Annotated in this window: 19 protein-coding genes and 1 pseudogene; 17 read left to right on the forward strand and 3 right to left on the reverse strand. The window is 59.7% G+C overall.

The annotated features are described in order from the left end of the window. Window positions 1-163 precede the first annotated feature (163 nt). The gene (locus KW848_RS27555) at window positions 164-1648 is read left to right on the forward strand and encodes a winged helix-turn-helix domain-containing protein (protein WP_218538679.1); all 1485 of its coding nucleotides are present in this window, start codon (window positions 164-166) and stop codon (window positions 1646-1648) included. Here KW848_RS27555 and KW848_RS27560 read toward each other — a convergent pair. Then, the gene (locus KW848_RS27560; protein WP_218538680.1) at window positions 1613-4417 is read right to left on the reverse strand and encodes a winged helix-turn-helix domain-containing protein; all 2805 of its coding nucleotides are present in this window, start codon (window positions 4415-4417) and stop codon (window positions 1613-1615) included. The two genes, KW848_RS27555 and KW848_RS27560, sit on opposite strands and share 36 nt — an antisense overlap. A 412-nt stretch (window positions 4418-4829) precedes the next feature. Between KW848_RS27560 and KW848_RS27565 the strand changes: the two genes are divergently transcribed. Together KW848_RS27565 and KW848_RS27570 are read left to right on the forward strand one after the other, a co-directional pair. Beyond that, complete coding sequence (locus tag KW848_RS27565; RefSeq protein WP_218538681.1) at window positions 4830-5402, forward strand: flavodoxin family protein; 573 nt, start codon at window positions 4830-4832, stop codon at window positions 5400-5402. 31 nt (window positions 5403-5433) lie between these two features. Next, the gene (locus KW848_RS27570; RefSeq protein WP_218538682.1) at window positions 5434-6258 is read left to right on the forward strand and encodes an alpha/beta fold hydrolase; all 825 of its coding nucleotides are present in this window, start codon (window positions 5434-5436) and stop codon (window positions 6256-6258) included. 51 nt (window positions 6259-6309) lie between these two features. Here the strand turns inward: KW848_RS27570 and KW848_RS27575 are convergent, their stop codons facing one another. Beyond that, the gene (locus KW848_RS27575; protein ID WP_111452053.1) at window positions 6310-6750 is read right to left on the reverse strand and encodes a helix-turn-helix domain-containing protein; all 441 of its coding nucleotides are present in this window, start codon (window positions 6748-6750) and stop codon (window positions 6310-6312) included. A 209-nt stretch (window positions 6751-6959) separates the two neighbouring features. On the opposite strand from KW848_RS27575, the gene KW848_RS27580 reads away from it, so the two are divergent. The 14 genes and pseudogenes from KW848_RS27580 to KW848_RS31985 form a co-directional block, all read left to right on the forward strand. Continuing rightward, window positions 6960-7943 carry an MBL fold metallo-hydrolase gene (locus tag KW848_RS27580; RefSeq protein WP_218538683.1) on the forward strand — a complete coding sequence of 328 codons (984 nt, stop codon included), beginning with the start codon at window positions 6960-6962 and terminating at the stop codon, window positions 7941-7943. A 46-nt stretch (window positions 7944-7989) separates the two neighbouring features. Next, complete coding sequence (locus KW848_RS27585; RefSeq protein ID WP_134104805.1) at window positions 7990-8910, forward strand: LysR family transcriptional regulator; 921 nt, start codon at window positions 7990-7992, stop codon at window positions 8908-8910. Window positions 8911-9668: 758 nt separating this feature from the next. Beyond that, window positions 9669-10085: a DoxX family protein gene (locus tag KW848_RS27590; RefSeq protein WP_218538684.1), complete on the forward strand. Its 417-nt coding sequence runs from the start codon at window positions 9669-9671 to the stop codon at window positions 10083-10085. Then, on the forward strand, window positions 10078-10668 hold the full coding sequence (locus KW848_RS27595; RefSeq protein WP_218538685.1) for an antibiotic biosynthesis monooxygenase: 591 nt from the start codon (window positions 10078-10080) through the stop codon (window positions 10666-10668). Before KW848_RS27590 ends, KW848_RS27595 begins: the two co-directional genes overlap by 8 nt. Beyond that, window positions 10668-12506, forward strand: a complete 1839-nt coding sequence (locus tag KW848_RS27600) for an amidohydrolase (protein ID WP_140684210.1) — start codon at window positions 10668-10670, stop codon at window positions 12504-12506. Before KW848_RS27595 ends, KW848_RS27600 begins: the two co-directional genes overlap by 1 nt. Window positions 12507-12575: 69 nt before the next feature. Continuing rightward, the gene (ycaC, locus tag KW848_RS27605) at window positions 12576-13202 is read left to right on the forward strand and encodes an isochorismate family cysteine hydrolase YcaC (RefSeq protein ID WP_008032694.1); all 627 of its coding nucleotides are present in this window, start codon (window positions 12576-12578) and stop codon (window positions 13200-13202) included. A gap of 97 nt (window positions 13203-13299) precedes the next feature. Beyond that, window positions 13300-14196, forward strand: coding sequence for a LysR family transcriptional regulator (locus tag KW848_RS27610; RefSeq protein WP_218538686.1), 897 nt, complete (start codon window positions 13300-13302; stop codon window positions 14194-14196). 58 nt (window positions 14197-14254) lie between these two features. Beyond that, window positions 14255-15061: a bifunctional 2-polyprenyl-6-hydroxyphenol methylase/3-demethylubiquinol 3-O-methyltransferase UbiG gene (locus KW848_RS27615; protein ID WP_218538687.1), complete on the forward strand. Its 807-nt coding sequence runs from the start codon at window positions 14255-14257 to the stop codon at window positions 15059-15061. Window positions 15062-15213: 152 nt separating this feature from the next. Beyond that, complete coding sequence (locus KW848_RS27620; protein ID WP_218538688.1) at window positions 15214-15882, forward strand: ABC transporter ATP-binding protein; 669 nt, start codon at window positions 15214-15216, stop codon at window positions 15880-15882. 1 nt (window position 15883) lies between these two features. Further along, complete coding sequence (locus KW848_RS27625) at window positions 15884-18355, forward strand: FtsX-like permease family protein (RefSeq protein ID WP_218538689.1); 2472 nt, start codon at window positions 15884-15886, stop codon at window positions 18353-18355. After that, window positions 18345-19409: a lipocalin-like domain-containing protein gene (locus tag KW848_RS27630; protein WP_218538690.1), complete on the forward strand. Its 1065-nt coding sequence runs from the start codon at window positions 18345-18347 to the stop codon at window positions 19407-19409. The genes KW848_RS27625 and KW848_RS27630 overlap by 11 nt, the downstream gene beginning before the upstream one ends. A 62-nt stretch (window positions 19410-19471) precedes the next feature. Continuing rightward, on the forward strand, window positions 19472-19714 hold the full coding sequence (locus tag KW848_RS27635; RefSeq protein ID WP_111452063.1) for a hypothetical protein: 243 nt from the start codon (window positions 19472-19474) through the stop codon (window positions 19712-19714). A gap of 120 nt (window positions 19715-19834) precedes the next feature. Continuing rightward, a complete protein-coding gene (locus KW848_RS27640; protein WP_192407658.1) occupies window positions 19835-20413 on the forward strand; it encodes a hypothetical protein in 579 nt (192 codons plus the stop codon). Window positions 20414-20730: 317 nt separating this feature from the next. Continuing rightward, window positions 20731-21420, forward strand: a pseudogene (locus tag KW848_RS31985) (VanW family protein); the annotation flags it as partial. Window positions 21421-21865: 445 nt separating this feature from the next. On the opposite strand, the gene KW848_RS27655 reads toward KW848_RS31985, so the two are convergent. Next, entirely contained in the window at window positions 21866-22336 is a 471-nt protein-coding gene (locus KW848_RS27655; RefSeq protein ID WP_218538692.1) for a hypothetical protein, read from the reverse strand. Window positions 22337-22371: the final 35 nt, after the last annotated feature.

The raw sequence follows: 22371 nt of genomic DNA on the forward strand, positions 1-22371 counted from the left end.
GCACCGTGATGGCTGTGACGCTCCCTCCGTGGCAGTTGTACCGTCACTGATGCCTGCCAAGATACCCTGAACGCTTTGCAATGGAGGTGCGGGAACCTGGAAGGCGGGTGCAAGGGATGTTGCTGCACTGTGAGCCGGGCCAGGTTTCAGCACGTGAATGTGCATGAACAGCCTCAGAGATTTAAACAGCGATGCGGTGCTGCGATTCGGCCCCTATGCATTCCATCTGCGGCAACGGCTGATCCTCGAAGGTGATCGACCGCTGCGCATGGGCGGTCGGGCGCTGGATATCCTCCAGGTGTTGGTCGAGCGCGCCGGCAACGTGGTCAGCAAGGACGAACTGATTGCTCACGTCTGGCCGACGTCCGTGGTCGAGGAAATCAACCTGCGCGTGCACATTGCCGCCCTGCGTCGGGCGCTTGGCGACGGGCAGAATGGCCAGCGCTACATCGTCAACATTCCCCAGCGCGGTTACAGTTTTATCGCCCCGGTGCAGCCCGCGTCCGGGGGCACGCGGCTCTTGATCGAGACCGTGCAAAAACATCAGCACAACCTGCCCGCACGACTCACGCCGGTGACCGGTCGGGATTCGCTGGTCGGCAGTCTGGTCCGACAGTTGCCGGTCCGGCGTTTCATGACGCTGGTCGGCCCCGGTGGCGTCGGCAAGACCACGGTGGCATTGCGTGTCGCCGAACTGTTGTTGCAGCACTATGAAGAGGGGGTTTGGCTGGTTGATTTCGCATCTGTCGATGACCCCGCGCGAGTGGTCGATCATCTGACCCAGACCCTTGAACGGGAGATCGGCACGACGCTGGAGGTGCTGGCAAACTGGCACGCGTTGCTGGTGCTGGACAACTGCGAACACCTGCTGGAACGCTGTCGAACCCTGGTCGAGGATTTGCTGATGTCGGCGCCTCGGCTGTCCATTCTGGTGACCAGCCGCGAGCCTTTACAGGCAGGAGGGGAAACGGTTCAGCGTGTACCGTCTCTGGCGGTGCCGCCCGCGTCGGCGTTGCACAGTGTCGCCGAAGCCATGGGGTATTCGGCGGTGCAGCTGTTCGTCAGCCGTGCCCGAACCCGTCAACAAGGGTTTGCCTTGCGCGAACAAGACCTCAAGGCGGTCCGTGAAATCTGTCGGCGGCTCGACGGTTTGCCACTGGCCATCGAACTGGCTGCGGCGCAGATCCATGCGCTGGCGTTGGTCGGTTTGCAAGCTCAGCTGGATAACTGTCTTCAGCTGCTGACCCAAGGCCGGCGTACGGCGGTGCCCCGACATCAGACGCTCAAAGCTGCCCTGGACTGGAGCTATGAACGGCTGAGCCTGCCGGAACAAACCGTGTTGCAGCGCTTGTCGGTGTTCAAAATGTCATTCACCCTCGATGCCGCGATTGGCGTGTGCAGTTGCGCGGAGCTGAAGCCCGATCAACTGGCGGCGCTGGTGACGCGATTGGTCGCCAAATCGTTGCTCTCGATGGATCAGGTCAACGGCACGACCCGTTATCGCTTTCTCAACACCACGCGCACCTATGCCCTTGAGAAGCTCGAACACAACGGCCACCTGCGGGCGTTTGAGCAGCGCTATTCGCATTACATCAGCCGGGCGCGCTGGGTCTCAGGCGTGCAGTTGCCCATTGAGCTCCTCGAGTAGTCGACGGACTTTGCTCAGGTCCGGTGTAGAAAATCCCTCGGTGAACCGATTGTAGATCGGCGCCAGCAGCTCATGAGCTTGCTGATACAGGCCCTGACGCTGCCAAAGTTGCGCCAGCGAGGTGGCGCTGCGCAGTTCCCAAGCCAGGGCGCCCTGATGTTTCGCCACGTTCAATGCCCTGATCAGCACGGCCTCGGCCGCTTCGGTTTTCAGTGGGCAATCCTCGGCCAGCAGCGCATCAGCCCGGGCCCGCAGTACTTCCGCCGTGCTCCAGCCAGCCGTACCGGTGTCGGCCCGTTGCAACAGGGCGTCATCGACGAAACTGCCATCCAGCGTGACCATGATGTCCTTGATCAGCCCCACGCCTGGCTGAAGAGGCAAGTGCGCCTCGGCGCTGTCGATCACCTGCGCATAGTGTCGGGCCCAGGTGTAGAACAGCAGCACCGAGTGTTTCTGTGCTTGTTCCAGCAGCTGGCGCAAGAGTTCACGAGCCGTTCGGGTATCGCCGTTGTAGTGAGCGATCGGGCAACCGGCCAGCGCCAGGGTGTAGCAGATGGACGTGCCGTGGTTGATCTGGGTCGCAATGTCCAGCGCTTGCCGGGCGGTGTGCCAGGCTTGTTCCGGTTGCCCCTGCAACCAGAGGATGCGCGCCAGAATCGTCAAGGCGGCGACGCTCTGATCGTAGTGCACGCCAAAACCGTAGGTGAAGCGGTTGAGGTGGCCGCTCTGGGCCATGCGCTGAAGCACCTGCTCGGCATTGATCCGCGCCTGCTGTTGGTCCCCGGCAAAGTGCAACGCCAGCACCCGCAAGCGATGCATGCTGAGGGACAACACTGCATCGCCGTGCAGCCCCAATCGATCGAATTGCCGGCTCTGTTCCAGGGCCAATTGATAATTGGCGCAACAGAGGTTGACCGCCATGTGCCCGGACACCGCCCGCAACTGACCAGCCAAATCGTTGCATTGCTTGGCCAGGGTTCTGGCGCTGACGAAAGCCTCGATGGTTTCAGCCGTGCTCATCTGAGTGTGATAGCAAGAACTGCCGAGGGCGAGATGCAGGGCTATTTTCAGCTGCGGGCAGGGATCGGACGTTGCATCGAGCAGGGCCAGCGCCCTGCGCACGTAGAGGCCGTGCTCTTTGAGCAGCGACAGTTCCTGCCACAGCGGTGTGGAAGCTGCCGTCAGGCGGATCGCCAATGCCTGCGGTCCTTGCGCGTTAAAGCACCAGTCGAGGGCCGAACGAATGTCTTCCAGACCGCGGGTATAACGCTCGATCCATGTACCTGTCGGGATCAGCTCCCAGTCGTGCTGGGCCTGATTCATCAACGCCAGGCAGCGCTTGGCGTGACGTTCCCGGGTATCGGGCAGGTCGGCGGCCTGGTCGAGTTTCTCCAGGGCATAGCTGCGGGTAGTGTCGAGCAATCGGTAAAACACCTCTTCGTCACCCACCTCCACGTTCAGCAGCGATTTGGCCACCAGTTGCGTGATCGAGCCAAACACTGCTTGCGGTTCGATGTGTTCGCCGACGATCACCGCCGCCGCCGATTCCAGGGTGAACCCGCCCCTGAACACACCCAGTCGGCGCAAGCAGGCTTGTTCGCAGGCATTGAGCAGCTCGAAGCTCCAGTCCAGTGTGGCGCGCAAGGTTTGGTGTCGGCCCAGTGTGGTCTGGCAACCCTGGGTGAGCAGGCGAAAACTGCCTTGGAGCTGGGTCAGTAATCCGCTCAATCCGAGGCTGTTGACTTGCGCGGCCGCCAATTCGATCGCCAATGGAATACCGTCCAGACGCCGGCAGATTTCAATTGCCAGCGGCAGCTCGTCATCGGTCAGTTCGAAGCTGTCGTGGCTGGCCATCGCCCGTTCGACGAACAACTGCAGGGCGGAAAAGGTCAGGGCCTGAGTGCGGTCTGGCACGGCAATGGGGGGAGGGCAGTCCAGCGACTCCAGGCGTTGGACACATTCACCTTCGGCCCGCAAGCTCTCACGGCTGGTGGCCAGAATGTGCACCTCTGGCGCGGCGCGCAGGAGGCTCTCGCTCAGCAATGCGATGGCGTCGACCAGGTGTTCGCAGTTGTCGATCACCAGCAGCATCTGCCGGTCGCGCAAAAACGCGGCGAGGCCGCTCATCGGCTCGGCGTCGTGCAAGGACAGTTCGAGCAATGTCGCCAGGTGAACGGTGATCATCGACGGATCATTGATCGGCGCCAGGTCCAGCAGGCGAATGCCATCCCGGTAGCGCCCGATCAGTTGTTCGGCGACACGCAGGGCCACGGTGGTTTTGCCGATCCCGCCGGGCCCGACCAGAGTAATGAAACGCTGGCGTGACAGCTGGACCATCAGGCTATCGACGAGAGACTGGCGGCCGATCATGCGGGTTCGACGAACGGGCAGATTGTGGCCACTCGGCACGTATGCTGCGCTCCCTGGAGGGTGCTCGATGTGCTCGAGCGAATACGGCGCCACAAAGCTGTACCCGCGCTGCGCCACGGTGATGATGTAACGCTGGCCGGCCTGTCCGTCGCCGAGGGCCTTGCGCAAGGCGGCCATGTGCACCCGCAGGTTGATGTCTTCCACCACGTTTTTCGGCCAGACCCTGGCGATCAGTGTTTGTTTGCTGACCACCTCCCCGGCGTGTTCCAAAAGGATCAACAGAATGTCCATGGCACGTCGACCCAGGCGCAGGGGCTGGTCGGCCTCCATGACCAGACGTTGTCCGGGATAGATCCGGTAGGGGCCGAAATGGATGGCTTGGTCGGGGGGAAGGGTCAACGTGTCACTCCTGCTTGCAGCCGTCTGATACGCGGTTTTAGAGCATATTCGTCAGGTTTTTACGGCAACGCAATGCGCTGGCCGGATGACTCTGCGGTGTCTGCCTGGACTGCTGGTTCTCCGCCCTTGTTCATGGGTTCCGTAATTATTGGGCGCGACGGTCTTGAAGGTATCGCTGAGGCTTTTGGCGCGCCAGGGAAAATTAACAACGTTTAACTCGTCCTGCGTCCGGTCTACGCTCAAAACTCTGCATCTTCAACGGCCACCGGTCTGTGGGAGCGAGCCTGCTCGCGAAGGCGGCGGGCACATTCAACATCGTGGGTGACTGATACAACGTTTTCGCGAGCAGGCTCGCTCCCACAGAAGGGCTGCCGTGGAACAAAGGGATTAAACATGTCATGAGGACGTCGGAATGAGCAACGTGGTGGTGGTCTATCACAGTGGCTACGGGCACACCCGTGTCATGGCCGAAGCCGTGGCCCAAGGCGTGGAAAGGCACGGCAGTACCTGCCGGCTGATTTCGGTCGAGGACGTGGACCGGCACTGGGACCATTTGCACAACGCCGACGCAATCATCTTCGGCGCGCCGACCTACATGGGTAGCGCCTCGGCACCCTTCAAGGGGTTCATGGACGCCACGGCGGCGTTCTACCTGGCCCAACCCTGGCGCGACAAACTGGCGGCCGGCTTCACCAATTCCGGCTGCCTGTGCGGCGACAAACTCAACACTTTGCTGCAGATGGCAGTGTTCGCCGCGCAGCATTCAATGATCTGGGTTGGCCTCGACCTGCTGCCGGCGCGTTCGAGCACGGGCGTGTTCGATGGGCAAATGAATCGCCTGGGCAGCTCGCTGGGCGCCATGGCGCAGTCGAATGTCGAACAGTCCCCCGAACGCGCACCGCCCCCCGAAGACCGCCGCACCGCCGCCCATCTGGGCGAGCGAGTGGCGCGGCTGGCTGAACGCATGAGCCACTCACCGGTTTGATTCACCCCAACACTCACTAAGGAGACAACACATGAGTACGTTCACGACCCGAGACGGCACCGAGATTTATTACAAGGACTGGGGCACCGGTCAGCCTATTGTCTTCAGCCACGGCTGGCCGTTGAACGCCGACAGCTGGGAGTCGCAGATGATCTTCCTGGCTGCCAAAGGCTACCGGGTGATTGCCCATGATCGCCGCGGTCATGGGCGCTCCAGCCAGCCGTGGACCGGCAACGACATGGACACCTACGCCGATGATCTGGCGCAGTTGATCGAGTGGCTGGACCTCAAAGATGCCGTGCTGTTCGGCTTCTCCACCGGCGGCGGTGAAGTGGCGCGCTACATTGGTCGCCACGGTACCGGGCGGGTAGCCAGGGCCGGGCTGATTTCTTCGGTGCCGCCGCTGATGCTCAAGACTGAAGCCAACCCTGGCGGCCTGCCGATCGAGGTGTTTGACGGCATTCGCAAGGCATCTCTGGCCGACCGTTCGCAGCTTTATATCGACCTCGCCAGCGGTCCGTTCTTCGGCTTCAACAAACCAGACGCCAAGCCATCCCAGGGCATGATCGACTGGTTCTGGATGCAAGGCATGACCTCCGGCCACAAGAACGCTTATGACTGCATCAAGGCGTTCTCCGAAACCGACTTCACCGAAGACCTGAAGAAGTTCGACATTCCGACGCTGGTGGTGCATGGCGATGCTGACCAGGTGGTGCCGATAGAAGCGTCGGGTATTGCGTCTGCAAAACTGGTGAAAGGATCTACGTTGAAGATCTACCCCGGCGCCCCCCATGGCTTGACTGATACCCACAAGGATCAGCTCAACGCCGATCTGCTGGCGTTTTTGAAGGACTAAGCGTTAATCCCTGGCCCCCCGATCCTATGCCATGGAAGCTTTGTAGCGGGTTTATTGCGCGTGAAGTTGAGCGGTGCAGGCGGGGCGGTGGGCCGGGGAGCGCACGGTGCGGCAACGCCATGCAAATGGAGTGATGCCTTCATTGCGAGTGAAGATGTGGCAGAAATGCGCTTGATCGCAGAAGCCGCATTCGAGACTGATTTGCGTCAGCGTCAGGTCAGTGTTCTGGATCAATTGCTTGGCGCGGGCGATGCGCTGGTTGCGAATCCAGTCCTGAGGCGAGAGCCCGGTGCTGCACTTGAACGCGCGGGAGAAATGGCTGCGCGAAAGGGCGCAGGCGCGGGCCAGTTCGGTCACTTCAACGGTTTCACCAAGGCGCTCGAGGATCAGTTGCTTGACCAGGCTTTCGCGCCACGGAGTCAGGCCGCCGGTCGTTTTCTTTCGCGTTTCAGTGGTCGTCTCGCGGACGACGTTTTGCTGAGAATGAGCCATGACAGATGTCCTTGTCGGTGAGCTTCATTTTTGGTCGCAGGGCTCTGGCAGGCGAGTTAAACGTTGTTAATTCCGTCGATGTGCGGTTGGTAACCAACAGCGCTAACTCAGCACATTGCTGCAATTTCTGCGGGTGCCAGCCGTGCAAAATCGACGTTATCTGGCGGCGTTGTGCGTGGCCGCTCTTCTGACTCGACCAAGGTGGTGGCATGCAACATTCTCTGGTTTGCGCGTTGGGGCTCGCGGCAGCGCTGGCGTCCGGCATTTCCTCGGCTCAGGCACCGGCGCAAGTCGGCGCGCAAGTGCCGGGTTATTACCGGTTGGCGGTGGGCGATTACGAGGTGACGGCGTTGTTCGATGGCTACAACGATCTGTCGCCCAAACTGCTCAAAGGCCTGACTCAAAGTCAGATCCGCGCGCTGCTGGCTCGCCGTTCGATTGAAACGCCGGGCGTACAAACCGCGTTCAATGCCTTTTTGATCAACACTGGCAAGCAATTGATCCTCGTCGATACCGGTGCCGGCCAGTGCATTGGTGCTACCGCCGGGATGCTGTCAGACAATATGAAAGCCGCCGGTTATGAGCCGGCGCAGGTCGATACGGTTTTGTTGACCCACCTGCATTTGGACCATGTCTGCGGACTGGTCGACGGCCAGCAGAAACCGGTTTTCGCCAACGCCACTGTTTACGCGGCAAAGGCAGAAGCTGACTACTGGCTCGATCCTCAAGCCTTCGGCAAGGCGCCCGAGGGTGCCAAGCCGTATTTCAAAATCGCCCAGGATTCGACCGCGGCCTACGTCGCGGCAGGTCGCTTCAAGACGTTCGATGCCGGTCAGTCGCCCGTACCGGGTGTGGAGGCGGTTATCGAGACCGGCCATACGCCGGGCAGCACCACGTACCGCTTCACCTCGCAGGGTCAGAGCATTCTGTTCATGGGGGATCTGGTGCATAACCTGGCGGTGCAGTTCGAACACCCTGAAGTGTCGATCGGCTTTGACGTCAACAGTCAGCAAGCGATCAAGAGCCGCGCCAGGGTTTTCAGTGATGCGGCGGCGAGCAAAATCTGGGTAACAGCGGCGCATTTGCCGTTTCCCGGCATCGGCCATATCGCGGCAGAGGGCAAGCATTTCCAATGGGTACCGGTGGAGTACGGTCCTTACAAACGTGCGGCCAACGTACCGCTGATCGAGTAAATTCCAACGCTAAGTGCCTGGCTGAACACACAAGGGGAATCTGCCTGTGAACCGTAACGATCTGCGCCGCGTCGACATGAACCTGTTAGTGATTTTCGAAGCGTTGATGTTCGAAAAGAACCTCACCCGTGTGGCTGAAAAACTGTTCATGGGGCAGCCGGCGGTGAGTGCCGCGCTGGGACGGTTACGGGATCTGTTCGACGATCCGCTGCTGTTGCGCAACGGCCGCGGGATGGAGCCGACAGGGCGGGCACTGGCGATTCTCAAGGAGCTGCAACCGGCGATGGATGTGATTTCCGGGGCCGTGAGCCGAGCTAAAGAATTCGATCCCGCTACAAGCTGCGATGTGTTTCGCATTGGGCTGTCGGACGACGCCGAGTTTGGCTTGTTTCCGCCCTTGTTGAGCCAGCTCCGGGAAGAGGCGCCAGGGATCATTGTGGTCGTGCGGCGGGCGAATTATCTGCTGATGCCGGCGTTGCTGGCGTCTGGGGAGATTTCAGTGGGAGTGAGTTACACCACGGATCTGCCGGCCAATGCCAAGCGCAAGACGTTGCGGGATATTCCATGCAAGGTGCTGCGTGGTGACAAACGACCGGGGGCGCTGTCGCTGGATGAATACTGTGAACGACCGCATGCGATGGTGTCGTTTTCGGGGGATTTGAGCGGCAACATTGATCTTGATCTCGCGAAGATCGGACGCAGTCGGCGGGTGGTGTTGGGCGTTCCGCAGTTCAGTGGGTTGCGGGCGTTGCTGGCCGGGACCGAGATGATCGCCACCGTGCCGGATTACGCCGCATGTGCGTTGGTCGAGGGGTGTGCGTTGCGGGCCGAAGACCCGCCGTTTCCGATTGAAGCGGCGCAACTTTCGATGGCCTGGAGTGGGGTGCATGACAACGATCCGGCGGAGCGGTGGTTGCGGTCGCGGATCAGTGAGTTCATGTCCAGGCCTTTGCCGATTTCGGCTTGACCGTGGCGGCCTCCGGGCCGACCTGTTTATATCCTGAAGTACCCAGTCCAACTGTGGGAGCGGGCTTGCTCGCGATGGCGGCCTGATAGCCGACCAATCTCTTTCAGGTGTACATATCCATTTCTGCGGTAACGGCGGCTGGCGGTTTCGCCCTTACGGCGAGGCACTTTTTTCAAACGCCAAAAAAGTACCCAAAAAGGCTCGCCCCAAGCGTCCGGCCCCTCGCCTAGGCTCGGCGTTCCTTCGTTCCGGTATTCATCTGGGGGCATCGCCTCCGGTCGGCTTCGCTTCGACCTCCTCTCGATGTGTTCGACTTCGTCGAACGGCGCTGCGCGCCTATCCCCCAGATGAACACCTCCACTCAGCCTGCCGAAGGGGCGGGTGGATCAAGATCAAGAGCTGCAGGCGAGCTAACGCTCGGCCTGTTGAGTGGTGAGAAGCGAAAGGCGTACGCCGCTCCATTGTGGGAGCGGGCTTGCTCGCGAAGGCGGCCTGACAGCCGACCTGTTTATATCCTGATGTCCCCTGTCCAACTGTGGGAGTCCGCTCGCGAAGGCGATGTGTCATCGAGCATTGATTTTGCCTGGCCCACCGCTATCGCGAACAGGCTCGCACACAAGGGATCTGCGGTGGATCGTACCGCCGGGCTCATCCACAAAAGAGCACACACATCCAATTTTTCCCGACCTCAGACCGGCACTATCAAACCAAGTCCCGGCGCATGAGCGCCGGTGGTTTTTCATTCGTGCAGGTAGCCCATGAATACGTCGCGATGGGATGAGCGGGCCCAGGATCTCGGACTGCTGTTTTTGCGGGGCAGCGGTGGTTTGTTTCTGCTGTGGGTGCACGGTTTGCCGAAACTGCTTAACTACACCGCTCAACTGCAAGTCATCGAAGACCCTTTCCACTTGGGCGCGAACGCCACGCTGATGCTGGCGATTTTTGCCGAGGTGCTGTGCCCGTTGCTGATCATCGCCGGGGTGCTGGTACGTCTGGCGTGTCTGCCGATTTTAGCGGTGTTGCTGATCGCGCTGCTGGTGGTGCATGCGCAATGGAGTCTTGATGAAGGGCAGTTCGGTTGGCTGCTGTTGATTCTGTTCACTAGCGTTCTTATCGCCGGGCCGGGACGGCTGGCGCTCAATGTCCGATTCGCCGGAGCTTTGCGTTATGCCTGAATCCAATCGTTTCGAGGAAGTCGTGACCCTGGTAATCAAGCACAGGATCAAGGCGGGTTTTGAAGTGCCCTACGAAGCCTGGTTGCGCAACATTGTCAGTATTGCCGGGCAGCAGGAAGGGCACTTGGGCGTCGATGTGATTCGCGGCAAGAGCGCCGGACTTGACCTGTACACCTGCGTGCTGCGCTTTTGCACCACCGAATCGATGCAGCGCTGGCTCGATTCACCGCAACGGCTGGAACTGGTCAACGAAGCCACGCCGATGCTCGCTGACGGCGACCAGACCGAGGTCAATCCGGTCAACGAATTCTGGTTCGCGCCGCAAGCCGACGCCGCTTCGCCACCACCGCCGCGATGGAAGCAGGCCGTGGTGACGTTGTTGGTGATTTTGCCGCACACCTTGCTGGTGCCGCTGATCTGGGGCCCGCTGCTGCAGCTCAATACCTTCCTGTCCAATTACGTGGTCGCGACGTTCCTGATCACGCTGACCATCGTCGTGTCGGTGGTGTACCTGTTCATGCCAATGGCGACGCGATTGTTCGCGCCCTGGCTGTCCTCTTCCACTCAGCCCAAGGAAAAGTGATGAACGCCGATCTGATTTTGTTCAATGGCCAATTTCATACGGTTGACCGTGAAAACCCACGCGCCAGCGCCGTAGCGATCAGCAATGGTCGTTTCGTCGCGGTCGGCACCGACGCCGAAGCCATGGCCCTGCGCGGTTCGGGTACGCAGGTCATCGATCTCAAGGGTCGCTGCGTCATTCCCGGCCTCAACGACTCGCACTTGCACCTGATCCGTGGCGGTCTGAACTACAACCTCGAATTGCGCTGGGAAGGGGTGCCGTCGCTGGCCGATGCCCTGCGCATGCTCAAGGATCAGGCCGACCGCACACCCACGCCGCAATGGGTGCGCGTGGTCGGCGGCTGGAACGAATTCCAGTTCGCTGAAAAGCGCATGCCGACCCTCGAAGAACTCAATCAGGCCGCGCCGGATACACCGGTATTTGTCCTGCATTTGTACGACCGCGCCTTGCTCAACCGTGCCGCGTTGCGCGTGGCCGGTTACACCCGCAACACGCCGAACCCGCCGGGTGGCGAGATTGTGCGCGATGCCAACGGTGAACCGACCGGCATGCTGGTCGCCCGTCCTAACGCGATGATTCTCTACTCGACCCTGGCGAAGGGGCCGAAGTTGCCGCTGGAATATCAGGTCAACTCGACCCGTCAATTCATGCGCGAACTCAACCGTCTCGGCCTGACCAGCGCCATCGATGCCGGCGGCGGTTTCCAGAATTATCCGGACGATTATCAGGTGATCGAGCAGTTGGCCAAGGACCAGCAGCTGACTGTTCGCATCGCCTACAACCTGTTCACCCAGAAGCCCAAGGAAGAGCTGACCGATTTCAAGAATTGGACCAGCAGCGTGACCCTGCATCAGGGCGACGATTACCTGCGGCACAACGGCGCCGGGGAAATGCTGGTGTTTTCAGCGGCGGATTTCGAGGACTTCCTCGAACCGCGTCCGGACCTGCCACAAACCATGGAAGACGAGCTGGAGCCGGTGGTGCGCCACTTGGTCGAGCAGCGCTGGCCGTTCCGTTTGCACGCCACGTACAACGAATCCATCAGCCGCATGCTCGACGTGTTCGAGAAGGTTAACCGCGACATTCCGTTCAACGGTTTGCCATGGTTTTTCGACCATGCCGAAACCATCACCCCGCAGAACATTGAGCGGGTGAGGGCGCTGGGTGGCGGCATCGCGATCCAGGACCGCATGGCGTTCCAAGGCGAATATTTCGTCGAGCGTTACGGCGCCAAAGCCGCCGAAGCGACCCCGCCGATCAAACGCATGCTGGCCGAAGGTGTACCGGTCGGCGCCGGCACCGATGCCACGCGAGTGTCCAGCTACAACCCCTGGACTTCGCTGTACTGGATGGTCAGCGGCCGTACGGTCGGTGGCCTGGAATTGCATGCCGAGGGCTTGTCTCGTCAAACCGCACTGGAGCTGTTCACCCACGGCAGCGCCTGGTTCTCTTCCGAGCAGGGCAAGAAAGGCATGATCAAAGTCGGCCAACTGGCTGACGTCGCGGCCCTGAGCGCGGATTTTTTCAGCGTCGACGAAGAAGCGATCAAGTGGATCGAGTCGGTGTTGACCGTGGTCGGCGGCAAGGTGGTGTACGCCGCCGGTGACTTTGAAAAACTCGGACCGGCCAGCGTGCCGGTGCTGCCGGACTGGTCGCCGGTGGTGAAAGTGCCGGGGCACTGGCGTCCGACCTCGCCGATGCAAGCGCAGGTTCACCATTGCAGCGGGCCGTGCGGCGTGCATTCCCATAGCCATGAAAAGGCGCGTTTGTCGAATGCGCCGGTCAGCGATTTCGCGGGTTTCTGGGGCGCGTTCGGCTGCTCGTGCTTCGCGTTCTGACGATCGCAGAAAAGCGCCGGCCCTGCACGTCGGCGCCGCATGTAACACCCATCCAACGAGGAGTTTCACATGAGCAACGTTCCGTACAAACGCCTGAACAAAGATGACGCCGTTGTCCTGTTGGTCGACCACCAGACGGGCCTGATCTCGCTGGTCCAGGATTTCTCGCCGAACGAATTCAAGAACAACGTACTGGCACTGGGCGATGTGGCCAAGTTCTTCAAGCTGCCGACCATCCTGACCACCAGCTTCGAAAACGGTCCGAACGGCCCGATGGTTCCCGAGTTGAAAGAGCAGTTCCCGGACGCGCCGTACATCCCGCGTCCAGGCCAGATCAACGCGTGGGACAACGAAGATTTCGTCAAGGCCGTTAAAGCCACTGGCCGCAAGCAACTGATCATCGCCGGTGTCGTCACCGACGTTTGCGTGACGTTCCCGACGCTGTCGGCGTTGGCTGAAGGGTTTGAAGTGTTCGTCGTGACCGACGCCTCGGGTACCTTCAACGAAACCGTGCAACAAGCGGCCTGGGCGCGCATGGCGGCGGCCGGTGCTCAACTGGTGAACTGGTTCTCGGTGGCCTGCGAGCTGCAGGGCGACTGGCGCAACGACATGGAAGGCCTGGCGAACCTGCTGTCGCCGCGCATTCCGAACTACCGCAATTTGATGAACAGCTACTCGGTGCTGACGTCGAAGTAAGTCCCGCCACAATGAAAAATGCCCGCCAATGTGCGGGCATTTTCGTTTGAGACAAAAAGCGGCTATACAGTGTCTGACTGTCAATCAGAGCGTGACAATGAACCCGTTCGAAGATATGCGTATTTTTTGCCAGGTCATGGACTCCGGCAGCTTCACCGCGGCGGCCGATCAATTGGGCCTGTCCAAGCAGTTCGTCAGCCGGCGGTTGATGCAACTCGAAGAGCGTCTGGGTGTGCGGCTGCTTAATCGCTCCACTCGGCGACTGGACGTGACACCACTGGGGCAGAGTTATTACGAGTCAGCCTTGCGTCTGCTGGGCGAAGTCGAGCAAGTAGAGCAGGGCATCGCCGGTCAGACCACTGAGCCCCGCGGCACTATTCGCATAAGCGCGCCATTGTCGTTTGCAGTGGTGCGTTTGGGCTGTTTGCTGCCGGTGTTTTTGCAGCGTTATCGCGATGTCACGGTGGAGGTCGATCTCAGTGATCGACCGGTGGATTTGCTCAGTGAGGGTTATGACCTGGCGCTGCGCATCGGCGTTCTGGAGGATTCGACGCTGATCGCCCGACGCATCGGCTCCATCCAGCGGGTGTACTGCGCCAGCCCGGCTTACCTGGCCGAGCGCGGCACGCCGCTCAAACCCGAAGACTTGCACGCGCATGACTGCCTGCCTTACGGCCATGGTCGTCAGGTGCAATGGCGTTTCGAAGGGCAGGGCAAGCCGTTGGTGGTCAATGTCACCGGGCGGATGCGGGTGAACAATGGTGAACTGCTCAGGGACGCGGCGATCGCCGGCATGGGGATTACTTACTTGCCGATTTTCATTGTGGGTTCGGCGTTGAAGGACGGCAGGCTGGTGCCGGTGCTGGAAGCATTTCGTTCCGAGCCGCTGACGTTGTCGGCGGTCTATCCGCAGCACCGTCAAGCATCGCGACCGGTGCAGGCGTTGATCGAGTTTTTGCGTGAACGGCTGGATCAGACTGAGGGTGGGTTGTAGCGCGGTTGGTTATAGTGTCAGCACGCAATTAATGAAAGACCCCAGTCTGGAGCGCGCAATGGAAATGCCGACAAAAGAAAAAGCCATCGCCAGCAACCGCGATGCCTGGAATGACTCCGCCCGACACCACAAGGACACCCCCGAATGGCAGTCCCGTTTGACGGCGGTTGGTTGTAGTGATTTTTGCTGCTTGGACGACACCCTCCGAGGGTTACTGGAACAGGTCGGTGTCGACGGCAAAGACGTGGTGCAACTGGGCTGCAACAACGGCCGCGAAAGCCTGTCGTTGTTTGCGCTGGGTGCCCGCAGCGTCACAGGCGTCGACCAGTCCGAGGCGTTCCTCGATCAGGCGCGGGAACTGGCGTCACGCTCGCCCCATGCGCCTGAGTTCATCGAGGCAGACATCCATCACTTGCCGACAGAACTTCATGGACGTTTCGACGTGGCCCTGATCACCATCGGCGTGTTGAACTGGATGCCGGACATCGCTGAATTTTTCCGCCATGTCGCACAAACCCTCAAGCCCGGCGGCAGCCTGGTGGTGTACGAAACCCACCCCTTCCTGGAAATGTTCGACCCCGAGTCGGCCGATCCGTATCGGCCGGACAGCTCGTACTTTCGCAGCGAACCTTTTGTGCAGGACCAGCCGATCGTCTACGAAGGCAAGATCGAACAGCAGGCCTCGACGTCCTACTGGTTCGTCCACACCCTGGGCGCCATCTTCACCGGCGCCATCGAGGCGGGATTGCAGATCAGCCACTTCAAGGAGTACCCGCATTCCAATCGCGAGGAACTCTATGATCGGTATGAGCAGCAGACGGTGCAGCTGCCGTTGTGTTTTACGTGGGTGGCGGTGAAGCGATAGGTTCCAGGCATAAAGCTATGTGCTAAACCCGCGATGGCCGCAACTCGGTCTCAGGACATCGCTTTCCGAGCGATGCAGGCCTTGATGATGCCTATTCGCGGTGTCGCTACCGTCCGCTATCCTTGCTCCACGCACATCGAACGGTTTTCCCCATGCTTTCGGTCCAAGGCGTCTTCAAAAGCTACGCCACTCCCCAGGGCCCATTAGCGGTTCTGCAAGGTGTCGACCTCACCTTGAAACCCGGCAGCAGCCTGGCATTGATGGGGGAGTCGGGCAGTGGCAAAAGCACTTTGCTGCACCTGATTGCCGGGCTGGACAAGGTCGATCGCGGCAGCATCCGCAGCGGCGAACATCGGCTGGAGCAGATGAGCGAAGGGCAACTGGCGAACTGGCGGCGGACCGAAATCGGCCTGGTGTTTCAGCAGTTCAACCTGATCGGCAGTTTGCGAGTGGAGGACAATCTGGCGTTCCAGGCACGACTGGCGGGGCGCCATGATTCGCGCTGGCAGGCGCATCTGGTGCAACGTCTGGGCTTGGCTGATTTGCTGCAGCGTTATCCGGAACAGCTGTCCGGTGGCCAGCAGCAACGGGTCGCGCTGGGCCGTGCCCTGGCGTCGCAGCCAAAACTGCTGCTGGCTGACGAACCGACCGGCAGCCTCGATGAAGCCACCAGCGATGAAGTCTTGAAGTTGTTGCTGGAGTTGCTCGACGACAGTCCTACCACCTTGTTGATGGTCACCCACAGCTCGCGGGTTGCCGCGCGGCTGGCCGAAAAAGTGGTGCTCCACGGTGGTCGTCTGGCTGGCGCGGACGAGCGCTGAGGTGCGGGTCTTTCGCGAAACGCTGCGGGCGCTGCTCAGTCATTGGCGGCAACACCCGGTGCAATTTTTCAGTGTGCTGACCGGACTTTGGCTCGCCACCAGCCTGCTGACCGGCGTGCAGGCGCTGAACAGCCAGGCGCGCGAAAGCTATGCCCGGGCCAGTCAGTTGATTGGCGGCGAACCCCAGGCCAGCCTCAGTGCGCCCAGCGGCGCGACCTTCTCCCAGCAAGTGTTTGTCGACCTGCGCCGGGCGGGTTGGCCGGTGTCGCCAGTCCTGCAAGGTCGGGTGACGCTCAAGGGGCATGACGACCAGCGCTTGCAGTTGATGGGCATCGAGCCGGTGTCGCTGCCAGCCGGTTCTTCCGTGGCTGGGCAGGCGTTGCCGATTGAGCAGGTTGTCGAGTTTTTCAGCCCGCCGGGCAGTACCTGGATTTCGCCGCAGACGTTGCAGACTCTGGGTCTGCACGAGGGCGAACGCCCGCTGACATTGAGTGGTCAGGCCTTGCCGCCGCTGCATGCCCAACCCGATATGGCCCCCGGTGTGTTGTTAGTGGACATTGGCTTCGCCCAGCAGATTCTCGGCTTGCCGGATCAGCTGTCACGCCTGCTGCTGCCGAAGGATTTCACCGCGACCCTGCCTGATCAATTCAAAGGACAGCTGCAGCTCAAGACCAGTGGCGAAGAGAACAATTTGTCGCGCCTCACCGAAAGCTTTCACCTGAACCTCGATGCGCTGGGGTTTCTGTCATTCGTGGTCGGCCTGTTCATCGTCCACGCCGCGATCGGCCTGGCGCTGGAACAACGCCGTGGCTTGCTCAGAACCCTGCGTGCCTGCGGCGTCAGTGCACGGTTGCTGATTGCCGGTCTGGCGGTTGAATTGGGTGGGTTGGCATTGATCGGCGGATTGGTCGGCGTCGCCAGCGGCTACCTGCTGGCCAGCGTGCTGTTGCCGGACGTCGCCGCGAGTCTGCGCGGGTTGTACGGCGCCGAAGTGGCGGGGCAGTTGAGCCTCAGTCCGTGGTGGTGGCTCAGCGGCGTCGGCCTGAGTCTGTTGGGCGCGTTGTTGGCGGGGGCCAACAGTTTGTTGCGGGCTGCGCGCCTGCCTTTACTGGCCTTGGCCGATCCGCAGGCCTGGCATCAGGCTCACGCGCGCTGGTTGCGGCGTCAGGGTTGGGTTGCCGTGATCGCCGCGGTGATCGCAGTGCTGGCCTTGATCTTTGGCGACAGCCTGAGCAGCGGCTTTGTGCTGATGGCGGCGCTGTTGATCGGCGCTGCGCTGGCGTTGCCCGTGGTGCTTAACTGGGTGTTGAACCGGGTGCTGCATCGCAGTCGCTCGGTACTCGGCCAATGGTTTCTCGCCGACTGCCGTCAGCAACTGCCGGCCCTGAGCCTGGCGCTGATGGCGCTGTTGTTGGCACTGGCGGCGAACATTGGAGCGGGGAGCATGACGGCCGGTTTTCGTCAGACCTTCAGCGATTGGCTCGAACAACGCCTGACCGCCGAACTGTACGTTAATCCGCAAAATCCGGCCCAGGCCAGAGAACTGCAAACCTGGCTCAAGCAGCAACCCGAACTCACGGCGGTGCTGCCCAGCTGGCAAGTATCGATCCAGTTGCAAGGCTGGCCGGCGGACGTCTTCGGCGTGATCGATCACCCGACGTATCGCCAGCATTGGCCGCTGCTGGAAGCCTTGGGCGACAACCCTTGGGACCGACTGGCCAAGGACGACGCACTGATGCTCAGTGAGCAACTCGCCCGTCGGCTGAAGGTGCGCCTTGGCGATCACTTGACGATTCCCACTCCGAACGGCGCATGGTCGCCACGGATCGTCGGCATCTACGCCGATTACGGCAATCCAAAAGGCCACATTCTGGTCAACGTCAAGCATCTGCTGCGCGGCTGGCCGCAGCTGACACCGAGCCGTTTCAACCTGCGCATCGATCCGACGTTGATCCCCGCTTTCCTGACCGCGCTGCAAACCCGCTTTACGCTGGAGGATAGCCGAATCGTCGACCAGGCCCGGCTCAAGGGTTGGTCCACGCAAGTGTTCGAACGCACCTTTGCCGCGACCGCCGCACTGAACAGCCTGACCCTCTGCGTGGCGGGCGTGGCGCTGTTCATCAGCCTGTTGACCCAAAGCCAGAGCCGCCTCGGGCAACTTGCCCCCCTATGGGCGCTCGGCGTGACTCGTCGGCAATTGATGCTGCTCAATCTTGGCCAGACCTGGTTGCTGGCGGTGCTGACCCTGGTGCTGGCGTTACCGTTGGGGATCGCGCTGGCGTGGTGCCTGGACACGGTGATCAACGTTCAGGCCTTCGGCTGGCGCTTGCCATTGCGGGTGTTTCCGCTGCAGCTGTTGCAGTTGATGGGGCTGGCGCTGTTGGCGACTTTGTTGGCGTCGGCGTGGCCGCTGTATTCGCTGTACCGCACGCAACCGGCGGATCTGCTGAGGACGTTTGCTCATGAAGATTAAGGTCGGTGTGTTGCTACTGGCATTATTGAGCGGCTGCGATAACTCGGCGCCTGTTGAGAAAGGCTTCGCGGGGCGGGGTCATCAGGCCACCGCGTTTACGCCGGTGGTGCCCGGTCGGGTGTTCAGCTTTCCGGCGGATCACGGTCCTCATGACGGTTTTCGGATCGAATGGTGGTACGTCACCGCCAACCTCAAGGACGATCAGGGGCGCGAGTTCGGCGCGCAGTGGACGCTGTTTCGCAGCGCCTTGAAAGCGACGCCCGAAGTGGCCGGTTGGGGTAATCAAATTATCTGGCTTGGCCATGCGGCCGTGACGTCGGCGACAGTGCATCACGCTGCCGAGCGCTACGCCCGTGGTGGCGTTGGTCAGGCTGGTGTGAGCCTCGCACCGTTCAACGCGTGGATCGATGATTGGCGTTTCAGCAGTCAGGGTTCCGACCCTATGGCGGATCTTCAACTCAGCGCCCGGGACAAGCATTTTGGCTATCAACTGCGGCTGAGCTCCACGCGTCCTTTGGTGCTTCAGGGCGACAAAGGCTTCAGTCAGAAATCCGAACAAGGGCAGGCGTCGTACTACTACAGCCAGCCGTTTTTTCAGGCTCGCGGCACGCTGGAAATCGACGGCAAAACCTATCAAGTCAGCGGCCCGGCCTGGCTCGACCGGGAATGGAGCAGCCAGCCCCTGACCGCCAACCAGACGGGCTGGGACTGGTTTTCCCTGCATCTGGACAGCGGCGAGCAGGTGATGCTCTACCGCATGCGGCAGAAGGACGGCGCGCCTTACCTCACCGGCACCTGGATCGACGCTCAGGGCCAGACGCAGCGACTGCACGCCGCCGACATCAGCCTCACACCGCAAGACACCGCCAACGTCGCCGGGCGTTCGATGCCGATACGCTGGTCGATCAAAATCCCCGACAAACACCTCGACATCACGATCAGCGCGCTCAACCCCAATGCGTGGATGGCTTTGCGCATTCCCTATTGGGAAGGACCGGTGCAATTGAGCGGCAGCCAGGGTGGGCAGGGGTATCTGGAAATGACCGGGTATTGAGTCGGAACTCTCGGCAGAGCGATGGCCTCCTAATTCTAGAAGCCCGTTCACAGGAGCCCGCCATGAGTGAAGACCTGAAACCGCCCGACCTTGATTCGTGGCAGCGTCTGTTCGAAGACCAGGCCTACTGGCAACAATCCCCCGACGCCCATTACGCCGAACTGCTGCGAGTGGCCGACGACTTGCTGGGGCAGGGCGCCATCGACCTGGAACAATGGCAAGCCTTGAAGGCCAGGGCCGATCAGTCCCATAAAGACTCGCCTGCCGTGAACGTCGCCCAGGAGGTTGACGATCCCGAGGCTTGAGGCGTTCTCCAAGAAACTGCGAACACTCCCTCATCAGCGTCTATGCTCATCTGCGCAGAGGACGCTGGACGGTGGTTCAGCGCTCGTTGCTGCCTCCAATTCACAGGGAATGTACCGCTTATGAAACTTCACGCACTGACCAAAGCCATCACCCTTGCGACCCTGCTGTCTGCCGCCAGTCTTAGCGCCATGGCTGCGGACATCCCGCTGTCTGCCGTTGTGGAGGCGGATCAGGTCACCACCAAAGTTGTCTCGGTCGATGCTGCCAAGCATCAGGTCGTCCTGGAGGGGCCGGAAGGTCGTCAGGTCCATGTGCAATTGACCGACAAGGCCAAAAACCTCGGCAAACTTAAAGTCGGCGACCAAGTCGATATCAAGGTTACCCGCTCTGTCGCTGCCTACCTCGACACCGATATCGACAAAGGCCTGCCAGGCAGTGTCGAACGCGCTGGCGAAGTCCGCGCAGCCCCCGGCAGCGACAACCCGGGCGGCGAAGCCTACCGTCAGGTGCAGGTCCAACTGCAAATCACCAAAATCGACGTGAAGAACAATCGGGTAACCCTCAAAAACCCCGCCGGCCAGTCCAAGACCGTTGACGTCGTAAGGCCCGAAGTTCAAGCGAAATTGAAAGACCTGAAAGTTGGACAGAGTGTCGTTGTGACCTATACCGACATGTTGAAAGTGACCAGCAAGCACTGAAGTTGAGTATTAGCTCTATATGTTGATTGTTCTCGTACAATTTTTATGTATAAGAACAATCAATTTTAATGGTCTAACTGGTGAGTTTGCTGGTCTGTAAAATAGTATTTGGCCCGACATTTAATCGAAAGTTGTTTCGATAAATTTCATGTTCATATACGCGGACATATTCGAAAACTTCAATTAAAATACTTCCCGTTCGCCCAGTGTCAGGGCTCTTTACCGGTGCATGGATTGCCAGGCCATTACACTGGGCGAACACCTTCTCGAAGTGCGGTACGCACATGCAGCAATACGTTGTTCCCCTGAACACCGCCTCCCGTTTGCCATTCCGCTACCTCAAGCACACCTCCAAACTGAGCCGCACACTCGGCAACTCCGATCTTGCCCTGCAGCACAACAAAGTCATCAACCTGAAACTGGCCGTTGCTTCGATCGACGACGTCGTCATCCGTCCTGGCGAATATTTTTCATTTTGCCGCCTCGTGGGTCGGCCCACCCGCAAACGTGGTTATGTCGAAGGCATGGAGCTGTCATTTGGTGAAGCCCGCAGCAGCATCGCGGCGGGATCTGCCAACTGAGCAACCTGATTCACTGGATGGCGATTCACTCACCTTTGGTGGTGGTTGAGCGGTCAAACCACAGCTTCGATCCCTTTCCTGACGAGGGGCGGGTACTGCCATTCGGCTCCGGGGCTGCGATCTTTTACAACTACATTGACCTGGTGCTGCATAACTCGACCGATCGCCATTTTCAGTTAAAGCTCAATGTCGCCGAGCAACAGTTGGAGGGGGAGTTGTTGTGCGATCAGGCGAGAGAGTTTCGGTATCACGTTTATCAACTTAGGCATCGGTTTGTGCGAGACGGTGGGCGGGTTTTTCGGGAGAACGAGATATGGCGGGAGGTCAGGAGCAAGGGGGCAGGAGAGTCAGGTGTTGAAGAGCGAGCGGCTTTATAAGAATCGGGTGGTGGTTAAGTATGAGGTTGAGGAAAGTTTGCTGACTTGAACGTGTTACGCCTGTCAAAACTGCTCGCTGAGATTGTAGCGGCAGTATTGCAACAATATTGACGGTTCAGTTCCGGAAATAATGCTCATCCAGTTGTCGTCTCCGAATCAGCAGGTATTCCTCCCAGACCTTGGGGAAATCCTCATCCTTGGTGAATGGGAACGTCAGATAAATATGCTTGCCTGTCACGCTTATATACTGACGCGCGCGTTTGAAGGCAGGTTGTTCGTACATCGAAATGCTTTCATCGTAACCGTCGTGGCGGTGAACCCGGCACGTTGAACAGCGTTTTGCAGATTGAGGTAAGGCATGCGGTGGACTCCTGTCCGGGGTGAAAGCGCTGGTTGAAGGACCAATAGGGGGCATAACTGAACTAAAAGGAGACAGATTCCTCGTGATTGTGTAGAAAACAAGTCTGTTCCCTTGTTCCCTTGTTCCCTTTTTTCTAAAGATCCTCGAGTTCGATGGTGCAGCCGTTTCTTTTTAAATTTTTAATTTCTTGATCGAATGAGTAGTTTGGTAAGTCTCTGTTTTTTCTGTCGTACTCTGTTCTTAAGAGTCTAAATAGGCGGCCTATGTTTACTTTGTCTTTTGTCTCAAGGCTCTCAATTAGGTCGTAGTTGTCGGCCGATAAAAATTGAAACATGCTTCTTGCTATGTAATAGGCTGCTATGTTGGAGAATAGCCCTTCAGCATCTTCGTAGTTTTCAACCAGGTATCGAACGTATTCTTGAAATATAGTTGTCAGTAGGCTCTGTGGCGCGTTTTGGATTTTGAGTACGCCGCACATTTCCTGCCAGTTGCTAATGTATAGATGGTCGCCCCATTCGGACCCCCTTGCGAAATAGATGCCATTCCCTTTGAAAAATTCGGAAATCTCATGCTGATCTAAGGCGATTTCGAACGTGGTTTTCATTGTTCCTCTTAATCTCCTTTAACCCACATTCGTAA

It is taken from the genome of Pseudomonas sp. PDM25 (assembly GCF_019219045.1).
GTDB lineage: Bacteria > Pseudomonadota > Gammaproteobacteria > Pseudomonadales > Pseudomonadaceae > Aquipseudomonas.

Excerpts from the sequence above, each read along its gene's own strand:
- KW848_RS27570 (WP_218538682.1), top strand. The coding sequence starts at position 5,434 with ATGAGTACGTTCACGACCCGAGACGGCACCGAGATTTATTACAAGGAC.
- KW848_RS27555 (WP_218538679.1), top strand. The coding sequence starts at position 164 with ATGAACAGCCTCAGAGATTTAAACAGCGATGCGGTGCTGCGATTCGGC.
- KW848_RS27620 (WP_218538688.1), top strand. The coding sequence starts at position 15,214 with ATGCTTTCGGTCCAAGGCGTCTTCAAAAGCTACGCCACTCCCCAGGGC.
- KW848_RS27640 (WP_192407658.1), top strand. The coding sequence starts at position 19,835 with ATGAAACTTCACGCACTGACCAAAGCCATCACCCTTGCGACCCTGCTG.
- KW848_RS27580 (WP_218538683.1), top strand. The coding sequence starts at position 6,960 with ATGCAACATTCTCTGGTTTGCGCGTTGGGGCTCGCGGCAGCGCTGGCG.
- ycaC (WP_008032694.1), top strand. The coding sequence starts at position 12,576 with ATGAGCAACGTTCCGTACAAACGCCTGAACAAAGATGACGCCGTTGTC.
- KW848_RS27635 (WP_111452063.1), top strand. The coding sequence starts at position 19,472 with ATGAGTGAAGACCTGAAACCGCCCGACCTTGATTCGTGGCAGCGTCTG.
- KW848_RS27590 (WP_218538684.1), top strand. The coding sequence starts at position 9,669 with ATGAATACGTCGCGATGGGATGAGCGGGCCCAGGATCTCGGACTGCTG.
- KW848_RS27565 (WP_218538681.1), top strand. The coding sequence starts at position 4,830 with ATGAGCAACGTGGTGGTGGTCTATCACAGTGGCTACGGGCACACCCGT.
- KW848_RS27615 (WP_218538687.1), top strand. The coding sequence starts at position 14,255 with ATGGAAATGCCGACAAAAGAAAAAGCCATCGCCAGCAACCGCGATGCC.
- KW848_RS27655 (WP_218538692.1), bottom strand. The coding sequence starts at position 22,336 with ATGAAAACCACGTTCGAAATCGCCTTAGATCAGCATGAGATTTCCGAA.
- KW848_RS27595 (WP_218538685.1), top strand. The coding sequence starts at position 10,078 with ATGCCTGAATCCAATCGTTTCGAGGAAGTCGTGACCCTGGTAATCAAG.
- KW848_RS27575 (WP_111452053.1), bottom strand. The coding sequence starts at position 6,750 with ATGGCTCATTCTCAGCAAAACGTCGTCCGCGAGACGACCACTGAAACG.
- KW848_RS27600 (WP_140684210.1), top strand. The coding sequence starts at position 10,668 with ATGAACGCCGATCTGATTTTGTTCAATGGCCAATTTCATACGGTTGAC.
- KW848_RS27610 (WP_218538686.1), top strand. The coding sequence starts at position 13,300 with ATGAACCCGTTCGAAGATATGCGTATTTTTTGCCAGGTCATGGACTCC.
- KW848_RS27630 (WP_218538690.1), top strand. The coding sequence starts at position 18,345 with ATGAAGATTAAGGTCGGTGTGTTGCTACTGGCATTATTGAGCGGCTGC.